This window comes from Streptomyces sp. NPDC008150, assembly GCF_042956945.1.
Lineage (GTDB): Bacteria > Actinomycetota > Actinomycetes > Streptomycetales > Streptomycetaceae > Streptomyces.
Genome location: NZ_JBIBHJ010000022.1, coordinates 24,142 through 46,192, shown reverse-complemented (window position 1 = coordinate 46,192; position 22,051 = coordinate 24,142). Strand labels below are relative to the sequence as shown.

Annotated in this window: 19 protein-coding genes; 7 read left to right on the top strand and 12 right to left on the bottom strand. The window is 73.4% G+C overall.

The features are described 5' to 3' along the window. Positions 1 to 38: 38 nt before the first annotated feature. From ACFZA0_RS35360 to ACFZA0_RS35340, 5 genes are all read right to left on the bottom strand, one after another. Positions 39 to 1,103: a hypothetical protein gene (locus ACFZA0_RS35360; RefSeq protein WP_391024612.1), complete on the bottom strand. Its 1,065-nt coding sequence runs from the start codon at positions 1,101 to 1,103 to the stop codon at positions 39 to 41. Then, positions 1,100 to 2,647, bottom strand: a complete 1,548-nt coding sequence (locus tag ACFZA0_RS35355; protein WP_391024610.1) for a polysaccharide deacetylase family protein — start codon at positions 2,645 to 2,647, stop codon at positions 1,100 to 1,102. Before ACFZA0_RS35355 ends, ACFZA0_RS35360 begins: the two co-directional genes overlap by 4 nt. 100 nt (positions 2,648 to 2,747) lie before the next feature. Continuing rightward, on the bottom strand, positions 2,748 to 4,244 hold the full coding sequence (locus ACFZA0_RS35350; protein ID WP_391024608.1) for a glycosyltransferase: 1,497 nt from the start codon (positions 4,242 to 4,244) through the stop codon (positions 2,748 to 2,750). Beyond that, positions 4,241 to 5,530 carry a nucleotide sugar dehydrogenase gene (locus ACFZA0_RS35345; protein ID WP_391024607.1) on the bottom strand — a complete coding sequence of 430 codons (1,290 nt, stop codon included), beginning with the start codon at positions 5,528 to 5,530 and terminating at the stop codon, positions 4,241 to 4,243. Before ACFZA0_RS35345 ends, ACFZA0_RS35350 begins: the two co-directional genes overlap by 4 nt. A gap of 215 nt (positions 5,531 to 5,745) precedes the next feature. Then, a complete protein-coding gene (locus ACFZA0_RS35340; protein WP_391024605.1) occupies positions 5,746 to 6,066 on the bottom strand; it encodes a hypothetical protein in 321 nt (106 codons plus the stop codon). A 253-nt stretch (positions 6,067 to 6,319) separates the two neighbouring features. Between ACFZA0_RS35340 and ppk2 the strand changes: the two genes are divergently transcribed. The 5 genes from ppk2 to ACFZA0_RS35315 all read left to right on the top strand — a co-directional run bounded on the left by ppk2 (position 6,320) and on the right by ACFZA0_RS35315 (position 11,231). Beyond that, positions 6,320 to 7,270 carry a polyphosphate kinase 2 gene (gene ppk2, locus ACFZA0_RS35335; RefSeq protein WP_391024603.1) on the top strand — a complete coding sequence of 317 codons (951 nt, stop codon included), beginning with the start codon at positions 6,320 to 6,322 and terminating at the stop codon, positions 7,268 to 7,270. Positions 7,271 to 7,447: 177 nt separating this feature from the next. Continuing rightward, on the top strand, positions 7,448 to 7,984 hold the full coding sequence (locus tag ACFZA0_RS35330; RefSeq protein ID WP_391024601.1) for a SigE family RNA polymerase sigma factor: 537 nt from the start codon (positions 7,448 to 7,450) through the stop codon (positions 7,982 to 7,984). Positions 7,985 to 8,010: 26 nt separating this feature from the next. Continuing rightward, on the top strand, positions 8,011 to 8,790 hold the full coding sequence (locus ACFZA0_RS35325) for a hypothetical protein (protein ID WP_391024599.1): 780 nt from the start codon (positions 8,011 to 8,013) through the stop codon (positions 8,788 to 8,790). A gap of 157 nt (positions 8,791 to 8,947) precedes the next feature. Beyond that, the gene (locus ACFZA0_RS35320; RefSeq protein ID WP_391024598.1) at positions 8,948 to 9,169 is read left to right on the top strand and encodes a hypothetical protein; all 222 of its coding nucleotides are present in this window, start codon (positions 8,948 to 8,950) and stop codon (positions 9,167 to 9,169) included. A gap of 637 nt (positions 9,170 to 9,806) precedes the next feature. Beyond that, positions 9,807 to 11,231: an MFS transporter gene (locus tag ACFZA0_RS35315; RefSeq protein ID WP_391024596.1), complete on the top strand. Its 1,425-nt coding sequence runs from the start codon at positions 9,807 to 9,809 to the stop codon at positions 11,229 to 11,231. A 79-nt stretch (positions 11,232 to 11,310) separates the two neighbouring features. Here the strand turns inward: ACFZA0_RS35315 and ACFZA0_RS35310 are convergent, their stop codons facing one another. Continuing rightward, complete coding sequence (locus tag ACFZA0_RS35310) at positions 11,311 to 11,817, bottom strand: winged helix-turn-helix transcriptional regulator (protein ID WP_391024594.1); 507 nt, start codon at positions 11,815 to 11,817, stop codon at positions 11,311 to 11,313. 182 nt (positions 11,818 to 11,999) lie between these two features. Here ACFZA0_RS35310 and ACFZA0_RS35305 point away from each other — a divergent pair, with 182 nt between their 5' ends. Then, a complete protein-coding gene (locus ACFZA0_RS35305; RefSeq protein ID WP_391024593.1) occupies positions 12,000 to 13,022 on the top strand; it encodes an LLM class flavin-dependent oxidoreductase in 1,023 nt (340 codons plus the stop codon). 73 nt (positions 13,023 to 13,095) lie between these two features. On the opposite strand, the gene ACFZA0_RS35300 is transcribed toward ACFZA0_RS35305, so the two are convergent. Further along, positions 13,096 to 14,367, bottom strand: a complete 1,272-nt coding sequence (locus ACFZA0_RS35300; protein ID WP_391024591.1) for a TetR family transcriptional regulator — start codon at positions 14,365 to 14,367, stop codon at positions 13,096 to 13,098. A gap of 209 nt (positions 14,368 to 14,576) precedes the next feature. Further along, positions 14,577 to 15,086, bottom strand: coding sequence for a GNAT family N-acetyltransferase (locus ACFZA0_RS35295; protein WP_391024590.1), 510 nt, complete (start codon positions 15,084 to 15,086; stop codon positions 14,577 to 14,579). Positions 15,087 to 15,204: 118 nt separating this feature from the next. Between ACFZA0_RS35295 and ACFZA0_RS35290 the strand changes: the two genes are divergently transcribed. After that, positions 15,205 to 15,906 carry an SDR family oxidoreductase gene (locus ACFZA0_RS35290; protein ID WP_391024588.1) on the top strand — a complete coding sequence of 234 codons (702 nt, stop codon included), beginning with the start codon at positions 15,205 to 15,207 and terminating at the stop codon, positions 15,904 to 15,906. A 639-nt stretch (positions 15,907 to 16,545) separates the two neighbouring features. Here ACFZA0_RS35290 and ACFZA0_RS35285 read toward each other — a convergent pair. The 4 genes from ACFZA0_RS35285 to ACFZA0_RS35270 all read right to left on the bottom strand — a co-directional run bounded on the left by ACFZA0_RS35285 (position 16,546) and on the right by ACFZA0_RS35270 (position 22,034). Further along, positions 16,546 to 17,826 carry a SpoIIE family protein phosphatase gene (locus ACFZA0_RS35285; protein ID WP_391024586.1) on the bottom strand — a complete coding sequence of 427 codons (1,281 nt, stop codon included), beginning with the start codon at positions 17,824 to 17,826 and terminating at the stop codon, positions 16,546 to 16,548. After that, positions 17,826 to 18,638, bottom strand: coding sequence for an alpha/beta fold hydrolase (locus ACFZA0_RS35280; protein ID WP_391024585.1), 813 nt, complete (start codon positions 18,636 to 18,638; stop codon positions 17,826 to 17,828). The genes ACFZA0_RS35285 and ACFZA0_RS35280 overlap by 1 nt, the downstream gene beginning before the upstream one ends. Positions 18,639 to 18,723: 85 nt before the next feature. Then, positions 18,724 to 20,049, bottom strand: coding sequence for an MFS transporter (locus ACFZA0_RS35275; protein ID WP_391024583.1), 1,326 nt, complete (start codon positions 20,047 to 20,049; stop codon positions 18,724 to 18,726). Between the two features lie 179 nt (positions 20,050 to 20,228). Continuing rightward, on the bottom strand, positions 20,229 to 22,034 hold the full coding sequence (locus ACFZA0_RS35270; protein ID WP_391024581.1) for a 2-isopropylmalate synthase: 1,806 nt from the start codon (positions 22,032 to 22,034) through the stop codon (positions 20,229 to 20,231). Positions 22,035 to 22,051: the final 17 nt, after the last annotated feature.

Genomic DNA, 22,051 nt, shown 5'->3' with positions numbered 1-22,051 from the left:
CGGGCGGGAATGCCCCGCACTGCCGGTCGCCCGGCCGGTCAAGAGGCGTCGGCGGCCGGTGAGTTGGTGGCAACCGCCGCCCCTGTCGGTGTCGGTGTCGGTGTCGCGTCGGCCGCCGGGAGCGGGGCCGCCTCCCGCACCGGCCGCGCGTCGAAGTGGGAGAAGACGACCGCGCTGTTGTCGGCACGCAGGCCCACGCCTCCCGGTGCCACGAGGGTGCCGGGGGAGTGGTCCTCGACGTCGAGCACCGTGCTTCCGTCGAGCGTCAGCCGCAACCGGACCGACCCCGGTGCCGTGTTCGTCGCGGAGGCCGACACGCGGTGCCAGGAGCCGTAGGCGACCGGGTGGTGTGCCGTCGCCAGGGTCGTGTAGACACCGGCGGCCCCGGGCGTCGAATCCGGCGGCGGCAGCTTGCGTTTGACCACCACCAGACCGTCGCGCCTGCGGAAGCTGACCGCGTACAACTCCTGCGCGCTGTGGTAGCGCAGCCAGAGATGGCCGCCGTCCCAGTCGACAGCGGGGGTGCGCGTGGTGGCGACCGGCGGTTCGACCAGTGCCCGCAGGCTCACCGTCGTGTCCCCGAAGTCGCGGCGCCGGGTGACCAGCCGGAAGACGGCCGACCCGGTGTGCGGGACGGACGTCGGACCCGGGGCCGCGCCGTCGGGGGCGCCCGTCCAGCCGAACGTCCACCGGGCGAACAGGGACCCGCTGGTCACCGACCAGTCGGGGTCGACCCGGGCGTCCGCGGCGTCGGGGTGCCGGTAGGCGTACTCGTTGGTGACCAGGCCGTCGCCGCCCGGGAAGCGCGCCCGGAAGAGCAGCGGCGTCTGACCCGAGGGCGAAGTACCGGAGGCCGTCGCGGCCGGGGTGGCCGCGACGGAGGGGTCCGGGCCGGCGAGGTCCGGGCCGGAGGGGGCCGGGTCCGCCGGGCTCCCCGCGCGGCCGTTCCTCGCGACGCGCCGCTCGGGCCGGGAGGCGCCGAACAGGCCACCCCACGGGACCGTGAGACCGGCGGTGAGCGCCGCGGTGACGAGCGCGCGCCGCGTCGTCGTCGCCCCGGTCCGCCCGCGAGCGCTCCGTACCCGCCCCTCGTCCGCCGTCATCCGCCGTCCACCGCCCGCACGTCGAGTTTCGCGAAGGACGGCCACTCGCCCGAGCCGCCGTTGGTCAGTCCGGCACCGATGCCGCCGCTCACCTCGCCCGCCGGGCGGCCGAAGAGGCGCAGGGTGAACACGTCGCCGCCGTCGACCCGCACGACGGTGGACGTGGGCGAGACCGTGATCCGCAGCCGGTGGGCGGAGGCGGCCCGAAGCCGGTGCTGGGCGACGGTGCGCACCCGGCCGTCGCGCTGTTCGTTCACCTGGAGCCAGCCCCGGCTGACGGACGCCGTCAGGGGGCGCAGACTCGCGTACCGGGTGGTCACGGCGATGCTCGCGTGCGTGCCGTGCAGCCCGCGCACGCTCGCGTCGACGGTGTAGGCGGTCCAGTCGGCGGACCCGACGGGGCGGAACGCCCCCGACACGTAGCGATGGGGGCGGGGGTACGGGCCCCTGCCGGTGAGGACGCCGACGCCCGCGCCCGGCAGGTTCGTCGGGAAGCGCCAGCGGGCCGGGGTCTTCAGCGGGGCCGGGTCGGCGCCCGGCGCGACCGGGGTGCAGTCGGCCAGGCGTTCCATGAGGTCCGCCACCGTGGTGCGGGCGCCGACCTCCAGCCGTTCGACCTGGTGGGCCGCCGCCGCCCTCGGGCCGGTGGGCAGCGGGCGGGAGCTCACGTTCGTCAGCGAGGCCGTGAAGCGTGCCCGCAGCAGCGCCTCCAGGGACGAGCCGCCCGCCCGCAGCTCCCTGCTGCCCGCGGACTCCGAGAACGGATAGGCGAACAGGGCGGGCCGGGGCAGCCCGTGCGCGGTGAACTCGGCGATGGAACGGTCCAGGTCCGCCGCCACGCGCCGCCGGTACTCGGCGGGGGTCTCGGTGCGCCGCAGGTCCGGCAGCCACAGCCGCGAGGCGAGCGCCGAACCGGGCCGCCCGGCCGCGTCGACGGCCTGCCGCCGGTGGGTGCGGTGGGTGTGGTCCTGGAAGTCCCAGCGCCCCGAGCGCGCCATCCGGCGCACCTCGTCCCAGGACAGGTAATAGCCGTGCCGGCGGCGGACGTTGCCGGTGATCAGATAGGCCGCGCCCCGCATTCCGTGCTTCGCGAGAACGGGGTCGGCGTACCGCCACAGACCTTGTGCGCCGTCGTCGAACGTCAGGTACACCGACCGTCCGGGGACCGCCCCGCCGTGCAGGGCGCGCACGAACTGCGCGGTGCTCAGGGTCCTGTACCCGGCGGCCCGCAGCGCGGTGAGCTGCGCGTCGAAGCGCGCCGGGGTCACCGTGTAGCGGCCCCCCTCGCCGGGCCGCACGTCGTGGTACGCGAGCACCACGGGCGCGGCCCGGTCCGGCAGCCGGGACGACACGCGGCGCGCGAGACCGGCCGCCTCCTTGCCGTCCGCGCCGGGGCCGCCCGTCGCGGCGGTGGCCTGACGCTCCACGGCCTGCCGGTAGTGCTGGTACTCCCAGGCCGCGGCGAACGGCAGACAGAACAGACCGGCGGCCACGGCGGCGAGCGCCAGGCGGGCGGGGCGGGAGCCCTTCGAAGGGGTGTTCACAGTGGCCTTCCCCGGGTCAGCACGAGCAGGTACAGCGCGAGGACCGCGCACAGGACGAGGCCGGCGAACACCGCTCGGCCCGTGTTCCGCAGCCGTGTCCTCATCGCGTCCCCCTGGACCAGACGCCCCGGCGGACGGTCAGCAGTGAGTACGGCAGCAGCCACGCCAGGACGGTGGACGACAGCAGACTCATGAGCGGCCGGTAGCGCCACCGGACGTCGCCGGGATGGTCGGCCCGGTACGCCAGCCCCCACACGCAGCCCTTGAGCACGACACCGGCCAGGTAGAGCAGCGTCAGCGTGCCCAGGCCGCTCAACGGCGCCCACAGCAGGTGCCGTACCGCCATCACGGGCGCGGCCGCGACCCACAGGGCGTGCCCGTAGTAGAGGGCCGCGGGACCGGGGCCGCGCCGCCACATGAAGGAGCCGGTGAAGAACAGGTTGCGCACGAAGCTCTTCTTCCAGCGGATCTGCTGCTTGAGGAACGGCCGCCAGCCGGCCGGGACTTCGGTCCACACGTGCGCCGATCTGACGTATCCCACCCGCCAGCGGCGCTCCGGGTAGTCGTGCCCCGCGACGAACGGCGAGTCGTGGTGGGCGCGCTTGAGGTCCCTGCCGCGCCAGTACTGCCCCAGCACGTACCCGGTGAGCTGCCGGTCTGTGGCGAAGCGGAACGGCGCGCCCATGAACCGGTCCTCCGCCCACGCGGGCAGGTAGTTGTAGACGGCGTCGCGGCGGAACGCGGCCAATGGTCCCGACACGCAGGTGACCGAACCGAAGGACGCCTCGGCGGCCTTGGCGATCCTGAACTGGCCCTCGTACCAGGTGTCCTGGACGCGGGCGAGCAGGCTCGATCCGGCGTTGAGCGCGCGGCAGTGACCGCTGACCGCCCCGAGTTCGGGGTGCCGTACCAGGGCGGTCACGCACCGGCCGACGGCGTCGGGCGCGAGGACGCAGTCCGAGTCCGTGAAGACGAGGACGTCCCCGTCGGCCCGCGCACAGGCCTCGACCAGGGCGTGCTTCTTGCCGACGTTGCGCGCCAACTCGACGACGGTGACGTCGAGTTCGCGCGCCAGGCGGCGCAGGATCTCCGTGGTGCCGTCCGTCGAGCAGTCGTCCACCACGATGACCTGGGTGTCCGGGTGGTCCCCCGACGTCATGGACCGTACGCAGTCCTCGATGCGGTCGGCCTCGTCGTGGACGGCGAGCAGGAAGCTGACCCGGGGGTGCTCCGGCAGGGCGGGGAAGTCCTCGTCCGGGCCGGGGCGGGAGCGCAGTTCGCGTTCGGCGGGGTCGTCGTAGCGGGTGTAGGCGACGTACAGCATGGCGGTACTGCCGGCCAGGACGACCACGCCGTACAGGACGGGCAGCGAGATCTCCTGCGGCAGCCGGACCGTCTGGCGGGCCAGGAGCAGCAGCAGCGGCATCAGGCACAGCAGCACCCACACCCGGACGACACCGCGCCGGACGCCCGGGGGCAGCCGGTCGGGCACGCCGAGCCGCCCCAGGCGCAGCCGGAGCGCGGTGGGCGGCGTCGTGCGGCTGCTCTGTGCGGGCAGCAGGCGGGCGTTGTCCGGTGCGCGGGTCTCCGTGCTCACGCGGCCCCCGCGGCGGCCGGCCTGCGGTGGGTCAGTTCCAGCACGCCGGGCCGGTCCGAAAGCCAGGACAGGTCCGTGCCGGGATGGTCGGTGTGCACCAGGATCAGGTCCCAGTCGTGGTCCTCGGGCGCGGCCAGGCTGCGGCGGACGGCCCCGGCGCGGTCGAGTTCGGGAACCAGCGGGTCGCTGTAGGCGACGTCGGCGCCCAGCGCCGAGAGGCCGTCGATGATCTCCAGGGCCGGGCTCTCCCGGACGTCGGCCACGGCGGGCTTGTAGGCGACCCCGAGCACCAGGACCCGGGCCCCGGCCGGAGTGACGCCCCGCTCGGCCAGCGCCTCACGGGCGCGGCGGACCACGGCACCCGGCCGCGCGGCGATGGCGGACATGGCCGAGTCGACCAGGGGGGCCGCGGACCGCAGGGCCTTCAACTGCCACAGCAGGTAGTGCGGATCGCACGGGATGCAGTGACCGCCGACGCCCGGACCGGGATAGAACGGCAGGAAACCGTACGGCTTGGTGGCCGCCGCCTCGACGACCTCACGCGGATCGAGCGTCAACTCCACGCACGCGTCGGCGAGTTCGTTGGCGAGCGCGATGTTCACCGCCCGGAAGGTGTTCTCCCACAGTTTGCTCATCTCCGCCGTCTCCGGGCTGTCCACCCGGTGGATCGACGGGGCGGTGCCCGCCAGCAGCGACGCGGCAAGCTGCGTGCTGCGCGGTCCGGCGCCGCCGACCACCCGGGGGGTGCGGTCGGGGGAGTGCGCGGGGTTGCCCGGGTCGATGCGCTCGGGGGCGAACGCCACGAACACGTCGGTGTCGGCCTCCAGGCCCCGCTCGCTCAGGGGGCCGACCAGCAGGTCACGCGTGGTGCCGACGTAACTGGTCGAGGTGAGCACGAGCAGTTGGCCCGGCCGGGCGTGCTCGACGGCCGAGGCGCACGCCGCCGACAGCGCGGTCAGGTCGGGCACGTGGTGGCGGTCCACCGGCGTCGGCACACAGATGATCACGGCGTCGGCGTCCGCCACCTCGGCGGGGTCGCGGGAGAGCCGGAAGTCCTCGCGGCCGAGCGCCGTGACCAGCAGCTCCCGCTGCGCGGGCGCGAGGTCCACCCGCAGCTCGGAGACGTCCGCGAGTCTGCGCCCGCTCACGTCGACGCCGACCACCGTGTGGCCCGCCGCGTGCAGCGACAGTGCGGTGGGCAGGCCCACGTAGCCCAGACCGATCACCGCGACCGTGGCGCAGCGCGGAGCGGTCGCCTGCTGCGGCAGGTCGACACCCTCGCCCACCTCGTCCCGGGGGTGGGAGTGGAGGGCTGCGGCGCGTGGTGCGAGAGGCGAGGCGGGGATATTTTCCCCTTGTCCCAAATGATTGATCACCGGAGAAATGTGCCATTCGTCCCCCGGTGTGTCACGGAGACGGCCGCTTCGGACCCGGCGTTCGCACACGGGTTCACCCGATCAAGGCAGCCTGCCGGAAGCCCGGCCCGGCCGCCGGTGCGGCGTCAGTCGCCCCACGTGCCGCCGAACGGATCGCTCTGCGTCCCCCGGACGTCCGGGTACACACAGGCGTAGGCGAACGCGATCACCGCGGGGGCGGCCAGCGCGGCGATCCAGGTGAGCATCCATTCCCCGGCACTCGCCGGCCAGGCGACCAGCCCGGCCCAGCCGAGGACCGACACCGCCCAGAACACGACGAGCCCGCGCCGCGAACGCCTCCGGCGGACGGGTTCCGCCGCCGGCCCGTCCGACCGCCGCCTGGGTGCGCCCGCCCGCCGCCGCAGGGCACGTGCCCGGCGCCTGCCGCGCGACCTCTGCTTCGTCATGGCCGCCATCCAAACCCGTACCGGGCACGGTTGACCAGAGGGCGTGGCGCGGCGGGCGGCCGGATCCGCCCCTCTGCGGCGGCGGGGAACGGCGCGAGGCGGGAGGATGAACAGTGCGCCGTGTCCGGCGGTGGCAGGCGGTGCGTGGCCATGAGCGGACGGCGAACGGGTACCGGGAGGTCCGGCCCCGGACCGCGAGCGTGACGCGGGTGGGCCGTACGACCCGCGTGTGGGACCGGCGGAAAGGTGCGCGATGGACCGCGACGAAGTGGAGAGCAGCCTGCTCGACGGCCTGACGGTGGACGAGTCGAGGCCGGAGCAGCCGATACTGCTGGACATGTCGGGGCAGCCCATCAGCACCTGGCGCGAGAACTACCCGTACAAGGACAGGGTCAGGCGCAAGCGGTACGAGCGCCGCAAGCGGGTCCTGCAGATCGAACTGCTGAAGATGCAGCGCTGGGTCCGCGAGACCGGCGCGCGGGTGGTCGTGGTCTGCGAAGGGCGCGACGCGGCGGGCAAGGGCGGCACCATCCAGCGGTTCACCGAGCGGCTCAACCCCCGTGGTGCGCACATCGTGGCGCTGGACAAGCCCACCGAGCGCGAGCGCGGCCAGTGGTACTTCCAGCGGTACGTGGAACACCTTCCGGCGCCGGGCGAGATCGTCTTCTTCGACCGCTCCTGGTACAACCGCGCCGGCGTCGAGCGCGTCATGGGCTTCTGCTCCGAGGACGAGTACCGCCTCTTCCTGCGGCAGTGCCCGACGTTCGAGCAGATGCTCGTCGACGACGGCATCGTCCTGGTGAAGTTCTGGTTCTCGGTGTCCCGGACCGAGCAGCGCACCCGGTTCGCGATCCGGCAGGTCGACCCCGTCCGCCAGTGGAAGCTCTCCGCGACCGACATCGACTCCCTGGACCGCTGGGACGACTACACCGCGGCCAAGGTCGACATGTTCCGCGCCACCGACACCCACCACGCCCCCTGGACCGTGGTCAAGAGCAACGACAAGCGCAGGGCCAGGCTCGAAGCCATGCGCAGCCTCCTGAGCCGCGTCGACTACACGGCCAAGGACCCGGACGTCGTCGGTGAACCCGACCCCCTCATCGTCGGCGCGGCGGCCACCCTGCTGGAACCGGGGGAGGAGGACACCGCGCTCTCCCCGACCCCCATCCGCCCCCAGGTCACCGGCCCCGGACAGCACCCCTAGAGCCGCACGGCCACCCTCCCCTCCGGCACCCTCCCCTCCGGGGCCCGAGCGACGACCGTCGCACGGGCCCCCCTCCGTGCCGCCCGACGGCCTCGCGGAAGAATCTCACCGAAGTCCGTGGAACGGGGCAACGGTCCTGGGCGCCCGTGGACTCTTTCTGATGTCCAGGAGGTGTTCATGGGGTACGGCAAGGACCGGGACGCGGAGTTCCGGGGTTTCATGACGAGCTGCTGGCCTCGCCTGACGCGCACCGCGTTCCTTCTCACGGGAGAACGGCACGCGGCGGAGGATCTGGCCCAGTCGACGCTGGAACGCGTCTACGTGGCCTGGCGCAGGGTCGCCGAGGCCGACGATCCCGAGGCGTACGCGCGACGGATCATGGTCAACGCGCATGCCCGCAAGCACAGGAGAAGGCTGAAGGAGTTCCTGGCGCCCAGGGACGACTCGGGGCTGGTGCACGAGACGGCGGACGTCGACGACCGCATCGCTCGGGCCGACGACCGCAGCGCACTGGTCGCCGCGCTGGCCCAACTGCCCCCGCGCCAGCGGGAGGCAGTGGTCCTGCGCTACTGGGAGGACCTGACGGAGACGCAGACCGCGGCGGCCATGGGCTGTTCCGTCGGCACGGTGAAGAGCAACGCGGCCAAGGGAATCGCGAAGCTGCGGGCGATACCCGCGCTGGCGGCACGGCCGGTGCGGGAAGGGCGGATGTGATGGGCGCGGACAGGCAGGAACACGACGTGACGGAACGGGACATCGGCCTCCTTCTCGCGGACGCCGCGGACGGGTTCGATTCCGGCCCGGCTCCCGTCCAGGCCGTCGTACGGGCCGGGCGCGCCCGTCGGACACGGCGCCGGGCGGCCGTCGGGGCGGTCGGTCTGGCCGCGGCGGCGCTCGCCGGGACACTGGCGGTCGCCGGACTGCCCGGCGGCGAGCACGCGGCGCAACCCGCGAAGCCGTCCGCCCCGGACACGCGCTCCGTCACGGATCCGCAGATCTCCGAAGTGGGCTTCGGTACCTACGCCGGCAAGGGGTGGGCCGTGAAGGTGCAGGTGTGGTCGGCCCCGCGCGACCGTGCCGAGGCCGCGCGCCAGCTCAAGGCCATGGACGAATGGGGACTCACCCCGTCGATGACGGGCGGGCTCTCCGACCTCGTGGGCAGGACGAGCTATTTCGTCGTCCGCGCCTACGGCCCGAGCGTCCAGGAGCTGGTGACCTTCGGCACCGCCGCCGAGCTGCCCGGTCCGAAGGGGAACGGCATCGACGTCGTCCCCCAGCCCCTCGGCAAGAAGGGGGACCCCCTGCGCCTGGTCGTCGGGAGTGTCGCCAAGACGGTGAAGCAGGTCGCCTGCCACTGGAAGGACGGCAGCACGACCCTGGCCGACCTGGCGCCCGAGAACTCCTCGCTGCAGAACGTCGAGGGCGTCATCAGGTCCGTGCACGGCTATCCCACCGCCAACTGGTTCGCCTGCGTCGCCCCGGGTGCCACCACGTACAAGTCTGCGGAGGTAACGAAATAGCCACCGCCCGCCCGTCACCGTGTCGGACAACCGGCAGGTGGCGGGCGGTATGGCGGGGTCCGGGGCGTCCCCCGCCGGGGCCCTGCCGGGCCGTCGCGGGCAGAGCGGAGCGGAAGGTCACATCGTAGGGAGACACGCAGGTGCCATACTGACGGAGATGACTAAGCCAGCGGCACCGAAGCGCTATTTGCCCACCAGCCCCTTCAAGCCCCCGGTCGCACCGCCCCCCAAGCAGTTCGCGGTGGGCGACCAGGTGACGCACGACATGTACGGCCTCGGTCGCGTGATCGGAGTCGAGGAGGGCATCGCCGCCCTTGTCGACTTCGGCTCGGCACAGCAGCGGATCCTGAGCCCGTACACCAAGCTGAGCAAGCTGTAGGAGCGCCGTGCCCGTTCGAGGCACGGCAGAACCCGCAGTGACCTGTAACGAACGGGAGACCCCCTCATCGACCTGACCTCGCTCTTCTCCGCTCCGGAAGGGGCGACCCGAAGTGCTGTCGCGGCCTCGCCGCGGCCGACGCCGAACCCCTTCCAGGCCCCCGACTTCGGGGAGGACGACACCCTCCCGCTCGACGACGGACCGACGTCCGTCACGGGCTGGTCCCCGGGCGAGGCGGGCTAGTTCCACAGGCTGCTCGCACAGGCCGGTTCCACCTGCTGGCCGTGGCTTCGCCAGAAGCCACGGGCCGCTCCCGCCGCCGGCAGCCCTGACGCACCACCTCGCCGCGCCCCGCCCGACCACGGGCCGGGCGACCGGCCGCGGGCCGGACACGGCACGTCGCCCGGACGGCAGGACGCGGAGACCGCGTCCGATTCCCCGGCGCGCCCCGAACCCCCGCGCACGTCCCGGCCGTTGCGAGGCCGGCGGTGCCCTCCTCGGCGCGGCCGACGGCATGGTGCACACGCGCACTTCGGCGCCCCGAACTGTGGTGGTTCCGCACATACGCCTCTGACCTGCGTCTTCCTACGGTGTGGCGACACGTGAACGTCCCCTCCACCGTCAGGAAGTGGTGCCGATGCCCACCCCCGCGACCGCTCCGCCGGCTCCGTCCCACCTCAGGCGCATCGTCGCCGCCAGCCTCATCGGCACCACCGTCGAGTGGTACGACTTCTTCCTCTACGGCTCGGCCGCCGCGCTGGTGTTCAACAAGCTGTTCTTCCCCGGCTCCGACCCCCTGGTCGGCACGCTCCTGTCGTTCCTGACCTACGCCGTCGGATTCGCCGCCCGCCCGCTGGGGGCGCTCGTCTTCGGCCACTACGGCGACCGCGTCGGACGCAAGAAGCTCCTCGTCCTGAGCCTCCTGCTCATGGGCGGAGCCACCTTCGCCATCGGCCTGCTCCCCACCCACGCCACCGTCGGCGCTGCGGCCCCGGTGCTGCTGACCGCGCTCCGTCTCGTCCAGGGATTCGCGCTCGGCGGCGAGTGGGGCGGTGCCGTGCTGCTGGTGTCCGAGCACGGCGACCCCCGGCGCCGCGGCTTCTGGGCGTCGTGGCCCCAAACCGGCGCGCCCGCCGGGCAGTTGCTCGCCGCCGGTGTGCTCTCGCTGCTCACCGCCGTGCTCTCGGACGGCGCCTTCACGTCGTGGGGCTGGCGCATTCCGTTCCTGCTGTCCGGTGTGCTCGTCGTCGTCGGGCTGTGGGTCCGGCTCTCCGTCGACGAATCACCGGTGTTCAAGCAGGCGTTGGAGCGTGCCGAGTCCCGGCGGGCGACCGAGCCGGAGAAGCCGCCGCTCGTCGCGGTGCTGCGCCACCACTGGCGCGACGTGCTCGTGGCGATGGGTGCCCGCATGGCGGAGAACATCAGCTACTACGTCATCACCGCGTTCGTCCTCGTCTACGCCACGACGGCGGCCGACGTGTCCAAGCAGACGGCGCTCAACTCCGTACTCGTGGGCTCCGCCGTGCACTTCGCCACGATCCCCGCCTGGGGCGCGCTCTCCGACCGGATCGGCCGACGGCCCGTGTACCTGTTCGGCGCGGCCGGTGTGGGCCTGTGGATGTTCCCGTTCTTCGCCCTCGCGGACAACGCGACGTTCGGCAGTCTGGTCCTCGCGGTGACCGTCGGACTGGTCCTGCACGGCGCCATGTACGCACCGCAGGCAGCCTTCTTCACCGAGATGTTCGGCACCAGGATGCGGTACTCGGGAGCCTCGATCGGCGCCCAGTTCGCCTCGGTGGCGGCGGGAGCGCCCGCCCCGCTCATCGCCACCGCCCTGCTCTCCGACTACGACAGCTCGACTCCCGTCGCGCTGTACGTGATCGGGGCGGTGGTCCTGACCCTGATCGCGGTGGGCGTGGCCCGGGAGACGCGGTACCGGGACCTGTCCCGGATCGGCGGCGAGGGCGACGAGGAGGCCGGTGGCAGCGGCACGGCGGCCGGCGGAGACGCCAACGGCCGTTCCACCGAACCGAGTTCCTCCACGGGCGCCCGCACGGTCTGACGCCCGGCGTCGCTCGCCCCCGAGCCGTTCCCCGGCCCCGTAGGGCAGTTGTCCGTGCGCGGGCCGCGGGCGAGCCCCCTCAGCCCGCGGACTCCGCCGCCGTCCCGGTGTCCGCGGGCCCGGACGGGGACACGGGGTACGCGGCCGTCCTGACCGCACGGACGTCCGCCCAGGGCACCTCGTAACCGTGGTCGTCGACGAACGCCACGTGCACAGGGCGTCCGGTGCGCAGCGCGTGGCGCTCCACGCTCGGTCCCTCCGCGCGCGGCAGGTGCCGGTCGCCCCACTGCTGGAGCGCCCCCAGGACCACCTCCAGCTCACGGCCGGCGTCCGTGAGGTGGTACTCGTACCGGGTGCGGCTGCCCGGCTCCCGGTACGGCTCCCGCACCATCACGCCGTACTCCACGAGGGTCGCCAGACGGCGGCTGAGGACGTCGGCGGCGAGTCCGAGGGCGGAACGGAACTCGGCGAACCGGGTCGTGCCCGTCAGTGCCTCGCGCAGGACGAGCAGCGTCCAGTTCTCACCGAGGACTCCCAGACTCCGGGCGATCGAACACGTGGAGTCGTGCATCCAGGAAGAGGCCATGGAGTCGACCCTACGTGAGTCCCCCATACCGATCCAGGTGGTGGCGCAGGGTGCGCGCCCGGCCCCGGACCGTCGGCCGGGCCGCGGGCGGACGTCCGGTCTGCGTCGCCGGCCGGTACCCAGCACACGCGGGGGCGGGACGGACGGCGGAATGAACCCGAGTCCGAGACGTTGACACAGGTGTGAAGAACATCGGATTCCTCTCCTTCGGACACTGGACGCCGTCACCGCACTCGCAGACCAGGTCGGCGTCCGACTCCCTGCTCCAGGCCATCGACCTCGCGGTCGCCGCCGAGGAACTGGGGGCGGACGGCGCCTACTTCCGCGTCCATCACTTCGCCCGGCAGCACGCCTCCCCGTTCCCGCTGCTCGCGGCCGTCGGCGCGCGCACCAGCCGGATCGAGATCGGCACCGGCGTGATCGACATGCGGTACGAGAACCCGCTGTACATGGCCGAGGACGCCGGAGCCGCCGACCTGATATCCGGCGGGAGGCTGCAGCTCGGCATCAGCAGGGGATCCCCGGAGCAGGTGATCGACGGCTGGCGCCACTTCGGGTACCGGCCGCCGGAGGGCGGCACGGACGCCGACATGGCCCGCGCGCACACCGAGGTCCTGCTCGAAACGCTCAAGGGCGAGGGGTTCGCCGAGCCGCACCCCCGGCCGATGTTCGACAACCCCGACGGGCCGCTGCGGATCGAGCCGTACTCCGAGGGGCTGCGGGACCGCATCTGGTGGGGGTCGGGCTCCAACGCCACCTCGGTGTGGGCCGCGCGCCTGGGGATGAACCTGCAGAGTTCCACCCTCAAGGACGACGAGAGCGGCGAACCGCTGCACATCCAGCAGCGCAAGCAGATCGACGCGTACCGCGAGGCGTGGCGTGCGGCGGGCCACACACGGGAACCCCGGGTGTCCGTCAGCCGCAGTGTCTTCGCCCTCGTCGACGACCGGGACCGTGCGTACTTCGGCCGCGAGGGCGACTCGCAGGACCACATCGGCTACATCGACCCGACGACGCGCAGCATCTTCGGCCGGTCCTACGCCGCCGAGCCCGAGGTGCTGGTCAAGCTGCTCGCCGGTGACGAGGCGGTCGCCGCGGCCGACACCCTGCTGCTCACCGTGCCGAACCAGCTCGGCGTCGACTACAACGCGCACGTCATCGAGAGCATCCTGACCCACGTCGCGCCGGAACTCGGCTGGCGCTGACCCGTCCGGGGCGGGCCGGACCTCGTGCCAAGGGGGGCCGCCCGCGCGCCCCTCGGGGCCGGCCCTCGCCGCCTCAGCCGTTCACGAAGCCCCGCAGCAGCGTGCGCCGCAGGAACGCGTGCGCACGCCGCTCGCTGGTACGGCCGAAGTCCTGGTACGGGAGCCACAGGCAGACCCGGACCTGCCGGGCCGCGGCCTGCGGCTCGGCGAGCCGGCGCAGGCTGCCGCGCGCCATCCCGTCCGCCAGCAAGCCCTCCAGCAGCCGCAGCCGGTCGTCGGTCTCCGCCGCGTACGCCCGCAACGGTGCGGCGTGCGAGTCCAGGGCGTATCCGAACCGCATGATGTCGGACTCCTCGCGGAAGCCCCGGCGGGCCCGCGTGAGCACCTTGGCCAGCGCGTCGAGCGAGGCCACCGGGCAGTCGCCGTTGGTCAGGGCGGCCCGGACGGCGCGCCCCAGGTCGGTGGAGAAGCCGGCCACCACGTCGGCGAGGATCGCCTCCTTGGACTCGACCCGGCGGTAGAGCGTCGCCATCCTGACCTCGGCCAGTCCGGCGATGTCGCGGATGGTGGCCGCCTCGAAGCCGTGGCGCGCGAAGGCGGTCCGGGCGGCGGCGATGATCCGGCCGCGCACGTCGCTCCCGGCGGTCGTCGCGGGGCGCCGCGGCCACGTCGCCATCGCGTCGTCGGCCGCCCGCACGGCGTCGGAGCGGTCGAGGTCCTCGTCGTCGGGACAGCCGGCGGCGACGCCGGTGAGCAGCAGATCGGCGAGCAGCCCGGCGATCGAGGAGGGGTCCGGGTCGTCGGGGAACTGGGCCCCGGCGTCCAGGGCGAGGCTCTTGACCGCGAACCGCAGCAGCCGGGCGTCGCCCGCGCGGTCGGGGCGGTCGCGCGCGAGGTCGTCGACCGTGGTCCTCCACGCCTGCTCCAGCGCCGGAGCATGGATCCGGCGCGCGTCGCGCAGCCGTTCCGTGGTCACCGCCGGCGGCTCGAACACCCGGAGCCGGACGGCGGCCCGGTTGCGCAGGCTGAGCGAGACGACCTCGTGCATCAGCAGGCGCAGCCGCTGCTCGGGGTCCGCGTCGGCGGCGCGCGCCGGCTTCACGCTCGCGGTGCCGAGGTCCTGTTCGAAGCGCTGGAGGATCGCGACGGCGATCTCCTCCTTCGAACGGAAGTGGTGGTACAGACTCCCGGGCAGCACCCCGATCTCGTCGGCGATCAGCGCCATGGTCGTCCCGGAGTAACCGCGCTGCTCGAAGACGGCGGCGGCCGCCGCACGGACCTCGTCGATGCGCCGTTCCGGGGCCGTCGATCCCGGGTCGTCCGCACGCGCGCGCAGTGAACTCATGGGCATGAGTATGCCCCCGGGCCGGACGGCGTTCCGGAGCCGGTACCGGGCGCGGTCCCGCCCGGCTCGGCTTGGTACAACCGGCCCCGCGGCGGCGGGAGTTGTCGCACGGCGGAACACTCGTCCGCGAAGGGGGCTGCCGCGCCCGGCATTCGGTGCGGCATCGGCTGCCGGGTGGTTCGCGGTCCTCGGGTCGCCGGTCCGGCGGCTCAGCGGGCGGTGTGCGGGGGAGCGAGGTCCGTGAGGTCGCGCGCGTACGTCAGGGCGGCGCGGCCGGGGAGTCGCGTCCGGCCGGTGACCGTGAAGCCCGTGCGGGTCAGGACCGTCCGGGACGCCACGTTGTCGAGGGCGGCGGCGGCCCGCAGGGCGGTCAGCCCGTAGCTGCCGGCGGCGAGGGCGCACACGTCGAGCACGGCCCGGGTGGCGATCCCGCGGCCGGTGGCACGTTCCGCGATCCGGTACCCGAGCGAGGCGGTGCCGTCCGCGACGTCCACCAGATTGACGCGTCCGAGCACCTCGCCGCCCGTGCCCACCACGACGTGGAAGCGGCAGATCCCGGCCTCCTGCTCGGCCAGCCGGTCGCGCAGCATCTCGTCGAACCGGGAGAAGAACTCGTCCCCGCGGTCGGAGACGGCTGCCGCGAAGTAGGCCCGGTTCTCGCGCTCGAAGGCGAGCAGGGCCGGCGCGTCCTCGGGGCGGAGCGGTCGCAGTGTGGGCACCGGGGCACGCTACGCCCCCGGTCCGCGTTCCCGCACACGAGATTTCCGCGTCACTGCTGAGTTGTTCAAAGCGACTCAAGAGGCTAGGTTGTAAGAACCAAACCAGCCAGGAGGAACGATGAGGATCGACGGAAGCACCGCTCTGGTCACGGGCGCGGGCCGGGGGCTCGGCAGGCTGTTCGCTGAGCAGCTCGTGGCACGCGGAGCGAAGGTCTACGGCGGTGCGCGCAACCCGGACGCGATCGATCTGCCCGGGGTGGTGCCCGTGGCGCTCGACGTCACCGATCCCCGGTCCGTGGCTGCCGCGGCCGAGGTGGCGACCGGCGTCTCGCTGGTCATCAACAACGCAGGCTCGTACACCGGGGCGTCCGTGACGGACGGATCGCTCGACGACATCCGGCTGGAGATGGAGACGCACTACTTCGGCACCCTGGCCGTCAGCCGGGCCTTCGCCCCGCAGCTCGCCGAGAGCGGCGACGGCGGCGCGATCCTGAACGTCCTGTCGGTGCTCTCGTGGCTGAGCTTCCCGGGCCTGAGCGCCTACGCCGCCGCGAAGTCGGCCGAGTGGTCGCTGACCAACGCCCTGCGCAACGAACTCGCGGCCCAGGGCACGCAGGTGGCCGCCCTGCACGTGGGTTACATGGACACCGACATGGCGGCCCACGTCGACGCGCCCAAGATCGACCCCGCGGTCGTCGCCGCCCTGGCGCTGGACGCGCTCGAAGCCGGGGAGACGGAGATCCTCGCCGACGAGGTCACGCGCCGGACCCTGGCGAACCTCGCGGGGGGAGTGGCGGCGCTGTACCCGCGGACGAGCTGAAGCAGGCGCCGCCCCGGTACGCCCGGCGACCGGCCCGCCCGTCGCCCCGTCCGGTCCTCAGCCCTCGCGGGCGCCGCTCGGGCCCGGCCGTGCCCGGTGCTCCCGGGCGGGCGGGACGGCGGCGCCGGTGTTCCGGAGCACGGAGACGAAGTACCTGCGACGCCGGGGTGAACCGGGCGGCCGTCCCGCCCTGCCCGCGCTCGTCCGCGGCGCGGCGGCCCGCCTCGCGCCGAGCGCACCGCACCGACACGATGCCCGGCGCCGCCCTCGCCCGCCTTCGGGCAGCACCGCCACGCACGTGCGACCCGGAGCGCCGCACCGTCGGGGCGGCTGCCTCCCTCGCCCCCGCGGTCGACGCCGGCGGGACTCGTCGCGGACGGCACGGGGGCGACGGCTGCCGTCGACATCGACGTCGTCACCCCGTACGAGCGCCGGGCTCGGCGCTTTCGCATCTCCTCGCCGCGCCGCCGTGGGTGCTCCGCGAGGTGGCCGCACCGCAGGGGCGGTGCCAGGCCGGCGGCGTGCCGCCGCGCGTCAGGCGGCCGGCCAACCCGGTGCCGCTCGCCGGGGCGGAGGCGGCCCGGACCGACCCCGCCAGATCGCTGCCTGGCCGACGCTGTGCGTCGGCACGGGGGAACCCTAGGCGGTGGGCGGGGCGGGCGGCGCGGCCGAGGGGGAGTCCGGTCCCGGGGCCGCCGGCGCGCCCACGCTGAGGACGGCCGTGTCGTCGTCCACCCCGGTGCCGAGGGCGTCGAGCAGTTCGCGCACCGCCGCGACCGCCCGCGGGGCGCCGGTGGGGGCCAGCGAGCGGGCGAAACCGAGGAGGGCCTCGTCGCCGAGCCGGTCGGCGCCGTTCGCGGTGTGCGCCTCGGTGAGGCCGTCGGTGTACAGCAGCAGGGTGTCGCCGGTTTCGAGACGCAGATCCACCGTGCCGATGCAGGGATCGCTCAGGACGCCGATGAGCTGGCCGCCCGGGGTGTGCACGTAGTCGGCGGTGCCGTCGGCGCGCAGCAGCAGGGCGGGCGGATGTCCGCCGCTCGCCAGCGTGATCCGGAAGCCGTCGCCGTCGTCGTCCGGGGTGATGAGACCGAAGACGACGGTGCAGAAGCGGGGATCGGCGCCGTTGTACTCGTGGTTGAGGACGGTGTTGAGGTTCTTCAGCACGGCGGCCGGGTCGGAGTCGTAGACCGCCGCCGCCCGCAGGGTGTAGCGGGTGAGCGAGGTGATGGCCGCGGCGCCCGCCCCCTTGCCGCAGACGTCGCCCAGGAACAGCCCCCAGGTGCCGGCCCGCAGGGGGAACAAGTCGTAGAAATCGCCGCCCACTTCGTCGGTCGAGGCGGTGTGGTAGTACGCGTCGACGTCCAGGCCGGGCACGGTGGCCAGGGCCGGGGGCAGCAGTGTCTGCTGGAGCGTGCGGGTGAGTTGCTGGAGGCGTTCGCGCTCGCGCTCGGACTCCTGGCGGGCGCGCAGCAGTTCCTGCTCGTAGGCGCGGCGGTCGCGGGCGTCGAAGACGGTGGTGCGGATCAGCAACGGCTCGCCGTCGGCACCGGTCTTGACGGTCGAGGTCACCAGGACCGGCAGCCGCGAGCCGTCGGCGGCCTTCAACTCCAGGGCGACACCGCGCACTTCGCCCTTCATGCGGAGCAGCGGCGCGAAGTGCGTCTCGTGGTAGATGCGGCCGCCGACGGTGAGCAGGTCGGAGAAGTGCTGGTGACCCACCAGGTCCTCGCGCCGGCGGCCGAGCCAGTCCAGGAGGGTGGTGTTGATCCTGGCGATCTGGCCGTCCAGCAGTGTCGACAGGAAGCCGCACGGGGCGTTCTCGTACAGGTCCTCGGCGCTGTCCTCCAACAAGGCCGAGAACAGGGCCTGTTCGTCCTGACCGTCGCTCCGCTTCTCGTCCCCGCCGTCCGTCGCGCACATCACCGCAGCGCTCCCGCGAACGCGGCGATCGCCTCCGCTGTCTCCTCGGGGGCGCTGAGCTGGGGGCAGTGGCCGGTCGCTTCGAGGGTGACCAACTCGCTGCCCGGGATGCGGGCGTGGACGAAGGCGCCCACCTCGGGCGGTGCGATGGCGTCGCTGGAGCACTGGGCGACGAGGCAGGGCACCCGCACGTCCGCGAGGTCGTCGCGGTTGTCGGACAGGAACGTCACCCGGGCGAAGACCCGGGCGATGTCCGGGTCCGTGGCGCAGAAACTGGTGGTCAACTCCTCGCCCAGTTCGGGGCGTTCGGGGTTGCCCATGATCACCGGCGCCATCGCGCCCGACCAGCCGAGGTAGTTGGCGTCCAGTGACTCCAGCAGTTCGTCGATGTCCTCGGCGCTGAAGCCGCCGCGGTAACCGGTGGCCGGGTCGTCGACGAAGCAGGGGGACGGGGCGAGCAGGACCAGGCCCGCGAAGTGCTCGGGAGCCCTGACCGCGGCCAGCACGCCCATCATCGCGCTCACCGAGTGCCCCACGAACGTCACCGGCCCGAGGTGGTCCAGCTCGGCGCAGATGTCCAGCACGTCGTCGACGTAGCCGTCGAGGCTGGAGTAGCGCTCGCGGCTCCAGGCGGAGAGGTCCGAGCGCCCGGACCCCACGTGGTCGAAGAGCACCACGGTGAAGTCCTTCTCCAGCCTCGGCAGCACCAGGCGCCACAGGTTCTGGTCGCAGCCGAATCCGTGCGCCAGCATCACCGCCGGTGCGCAGGCCCGACCGGACACCTTCACCTGGTTCCTGCGCAGCACGCTCATGCGTCTCATCCTCGCAGAGATGCGCCCGTCGGGGCGCGACCAAGGAGACGGCGGAGGGTGCCGGTGCCGCGCCCCCGTGGGCCGGTCAGGCGCCCGGACCGGGACCGGCGGGAGCGGCGGGGACCGGGTCGGCCGGTGCCGCACCCGCTTCGGCGGCCGTTTCCGTGGCGGCGCTCTCCGGGGTCCGTGACGCGTCCGGGCGCGCGGCCGTCGCGGGGCGCTCGGTCAGGAGGACCGAGCAGAGGAATCCGGCGGCCGTCAGCGCGGCGATCAGGACGAAGACCGTGCGGATGCCCGAGCCGTCGGCGAGGTGGCCGAGGGCGGGAGTGAGGAAACCGCCCAGGGAGAGCGCCAGTCCGAGGGTGACGCCGCTCGCGGTGCCGACGTGCCGGGGGAGGTAGGCGTGCGAGAGCGTGAGCTGCGGCGCGAAGGGCAGGAAGATCGCGCAGCCGAGGACCGCCGAGGCCAGGACCACCGTCGCGGTGTTGGGCGCGGCGACGATCGCGGTGACCGCGATCGCGGAGAGCAGGTAACCGGCGCGGATCGTGCGCAGCCGTCCGAACCGGTCGGCGAGCCAGCCGCCGCCCAGCGTCCCGGCCGCCCCGGCCGCCGGGAAGACGGTGAGCGCGAGGGACGCGGTGGCCGCGCCGGCGTGGAAGCGCTGGGTGGAGTACAGCGACACGAACGACTGGGTGCCGACGTAGGTGATCGACCAGAACGAGATGACCACCAGCAGCCACGCGAACCGGCGCCAGTCGTCGGTCTCGCGCACGGCCGGCGCGGCACCGGTGGCGGCGGCGCCGTGGCGCTGGTGCGGGACCGTCCTGACCGCCCTGCGGCCGACGACGGCGTAGAAGGCGCCGGCCGCGACGGTGGGGATCGCCAGCAGCGGTGTCGCGCCCAGGCCGAAGACGCCGACGGTGGCACTGACGGCGAGCGGCGCGAGCGCCACGCCGATGTTGCCGCCCACGGAGAAGACGCTCATCGAGCGGTTGCCGCCCCCGCCGGCGTCCTTGGCGTCGATCGTCGCGGGCGGGTGGTAGGCGGCGACACCGATGCCGGAGACGGCGACGAGCAGCCAGGTCAGCCAGTAGGTGCCGGCGGCCGGACCGCTGAGGGCGACACCCGCGGCGGCGGCCAGCAGCCCGACGAGGATGAAGGGCCGCAGGGAGAACCGGTCGCTGAGGAACCCGAACACGGGCTGCGCGACGCTCGACAGGGAGGTCGCGGCCAGGGTGATGCCGGCGACCGCCGCGTAGTCGTAGTGCCGCTCGGAGATCAGGTACGGCTCCATGGCGATGACCGCGCCGCTGTAGAAGTCGTTGGCGCCGTGGGTCGTCACGAGCGCCCAGAACTCGGCTCGTCTGCCCCGGGGGCCGGGTGGATTCGTCTCGGGCGGATTGCTGCTCATGGTCGTCCGGTGGCCCTTCGGCTGGGGTGAAAGCGGTGGATCGTGGCGGGTCTTACGCTAGGACACCTCAGCTCCTCAGACAAGTTCGTCATGAGATCCGCCAGGAAGCGGCAGGCCGCACGGCGTCTTTCGCCGTACGGCCCGCTGGGGTAGGAGTTGAAACGGCGGGTCGGTACCGGTTAGCCGACGGCCGTCACCGCCGCCGAGACCGTGTTCGCCGCACGCATCACCGCCGCGAGGCTGGCGGCGAGCACGGAGCGGTCCCGGCCCGCGGCCCAGCGCACGGCGGGCCCGTCCCGGTACTCCAGGAGGGTCAGCGCGTCACTGTCGTTCCCGGTGCCCGCGCTGGTCTGGTGCAGGCTGAGCACCTCGATCGCCAGTCCCTGCCCGGCGAGGGCCCGGGTGAGCGCCTCGACCGGCCCGACCCCGTCGTGCGTACTCGTGTGCTCCATGCCGCCGGTCGCGATCGTGACGGACGTGCTCGTGCCGCCGGCGGCCTCGGAGGTGCGGTACCCGCTGAGCGCGACGGCTGCCGAGCCGTCCTCCCGGCCGGCCGCCGGGCCGAGGTAGGCCGTCCCGAAGATGTCCCACAGTTCCGCCGCGGTCACCTCGTTCCCGGTGGTGTCGGTGTGCAGCTGCACGTGGCGCGCGAAGTCGATCTGGAGGCGGCGGGGCAGCTCGATGCCGTACTCCGACTCCAGCAGGTACGCCATGCCGCCCTTGCCCGACTGGGAGTTGACCCGGATGACGGCGTCGTAGCTGCGGCCGAGGTCGGCGGGGTCGACCGGCAGGTAGGGCACCCGCCACTCCAGCTCGCCCTCCGGCCGGCCCTCGGCGACGGCACGTGCCCGGTGCTCCGCGAAGCCCTTCCTGATCGCGTCCTGGTGGGTGCCGCTGAACGCGGTGTGCACCAGGTCCCCGACGTACGGGTGCCGGGGGTGGACCTCGACGCGGTTGCAGAACTCCACGGTGCGGCGGATCCCGTCGATGTCGGAGAAGTCGATCATCGGGTCGACGCCCTGCGCGTGCAGGTTCAGCGCCAGCGTCGCGATGTCCACGTTCCCGGTCCGCTCGCCGTTGCCGAACACGCACCCCTCGACCCGCTGCGCCCCCGCCAGCACGGCGAGTTCGGCGCACGCGACGCCGGTGCCGCGGTCGTTGTGCGGGTGCACCGAGAGGACGACCGAGTCGCGGCGGGCCAGGTTCCTGTGCATGTACTCGATCTGGTCGGCGTACACGTTGGGCGTGGCGACCTCCACCGTGGCCGGCAGATTGAGGATCACCGGGCGGTCGGGGGTCGCCTGCCACAGGTCGGTCATCGCGTCGCAGACGTCGAGCACGTAGTCGGGCTCCGTCAGGTTGAACACCTCGGGCGAGAACTCGAAGCGCACGTTGGGCAGATGGCCCGCGAGTTCCAGCACGTCGCGGCCGCCGGCGAGGATCAGCTCCTTCAGCGCGTCCCGGTCGTGGCCCAGGACGACGTCCCGCCAGGTGGGCGCCGTGGCGGTGTACATGTGGATCACCACGGGGTTGGAGATGCCGCGGATCGAGGCGACGGTGCGTTCGACCAGGTCGCGGCGGGCCGCGGTGAACACCACGATCGTCACGTCGTCGGGGGCGATGTCCGTCTCGGCGACGAGGCGGACGAAGTCGTGGTCCGTCCGTGAGGCGGACGGGTAGCCGACCTCGATCTCCTTGTAGCCCATGGCGACCAGGAGCTCGAAGAACCGGCGCTTGCGGTCCGGGTCCATCGGTTCGGCGAGGGCCTGGTTGCCGTCGCGCAGGTCGACCGGCACCCACAGCGGCGCGGCCGTCAGCCGCCGTTGCGGCCACTCCCGCTCCGTCAGCGGGACGGCGACCCGGGAGTGGACGTCCCGGTAGCGGTGCGAGGGCATCTGCGAGTGCCGCTGCCTGTTCCAGGCGGGCGCGTCCGCCGGGACCGGACCGGCGGGCGGGGACATGCGGGAGAACGGTGTGCTGCTCATGAACGCGGAACCTTCTT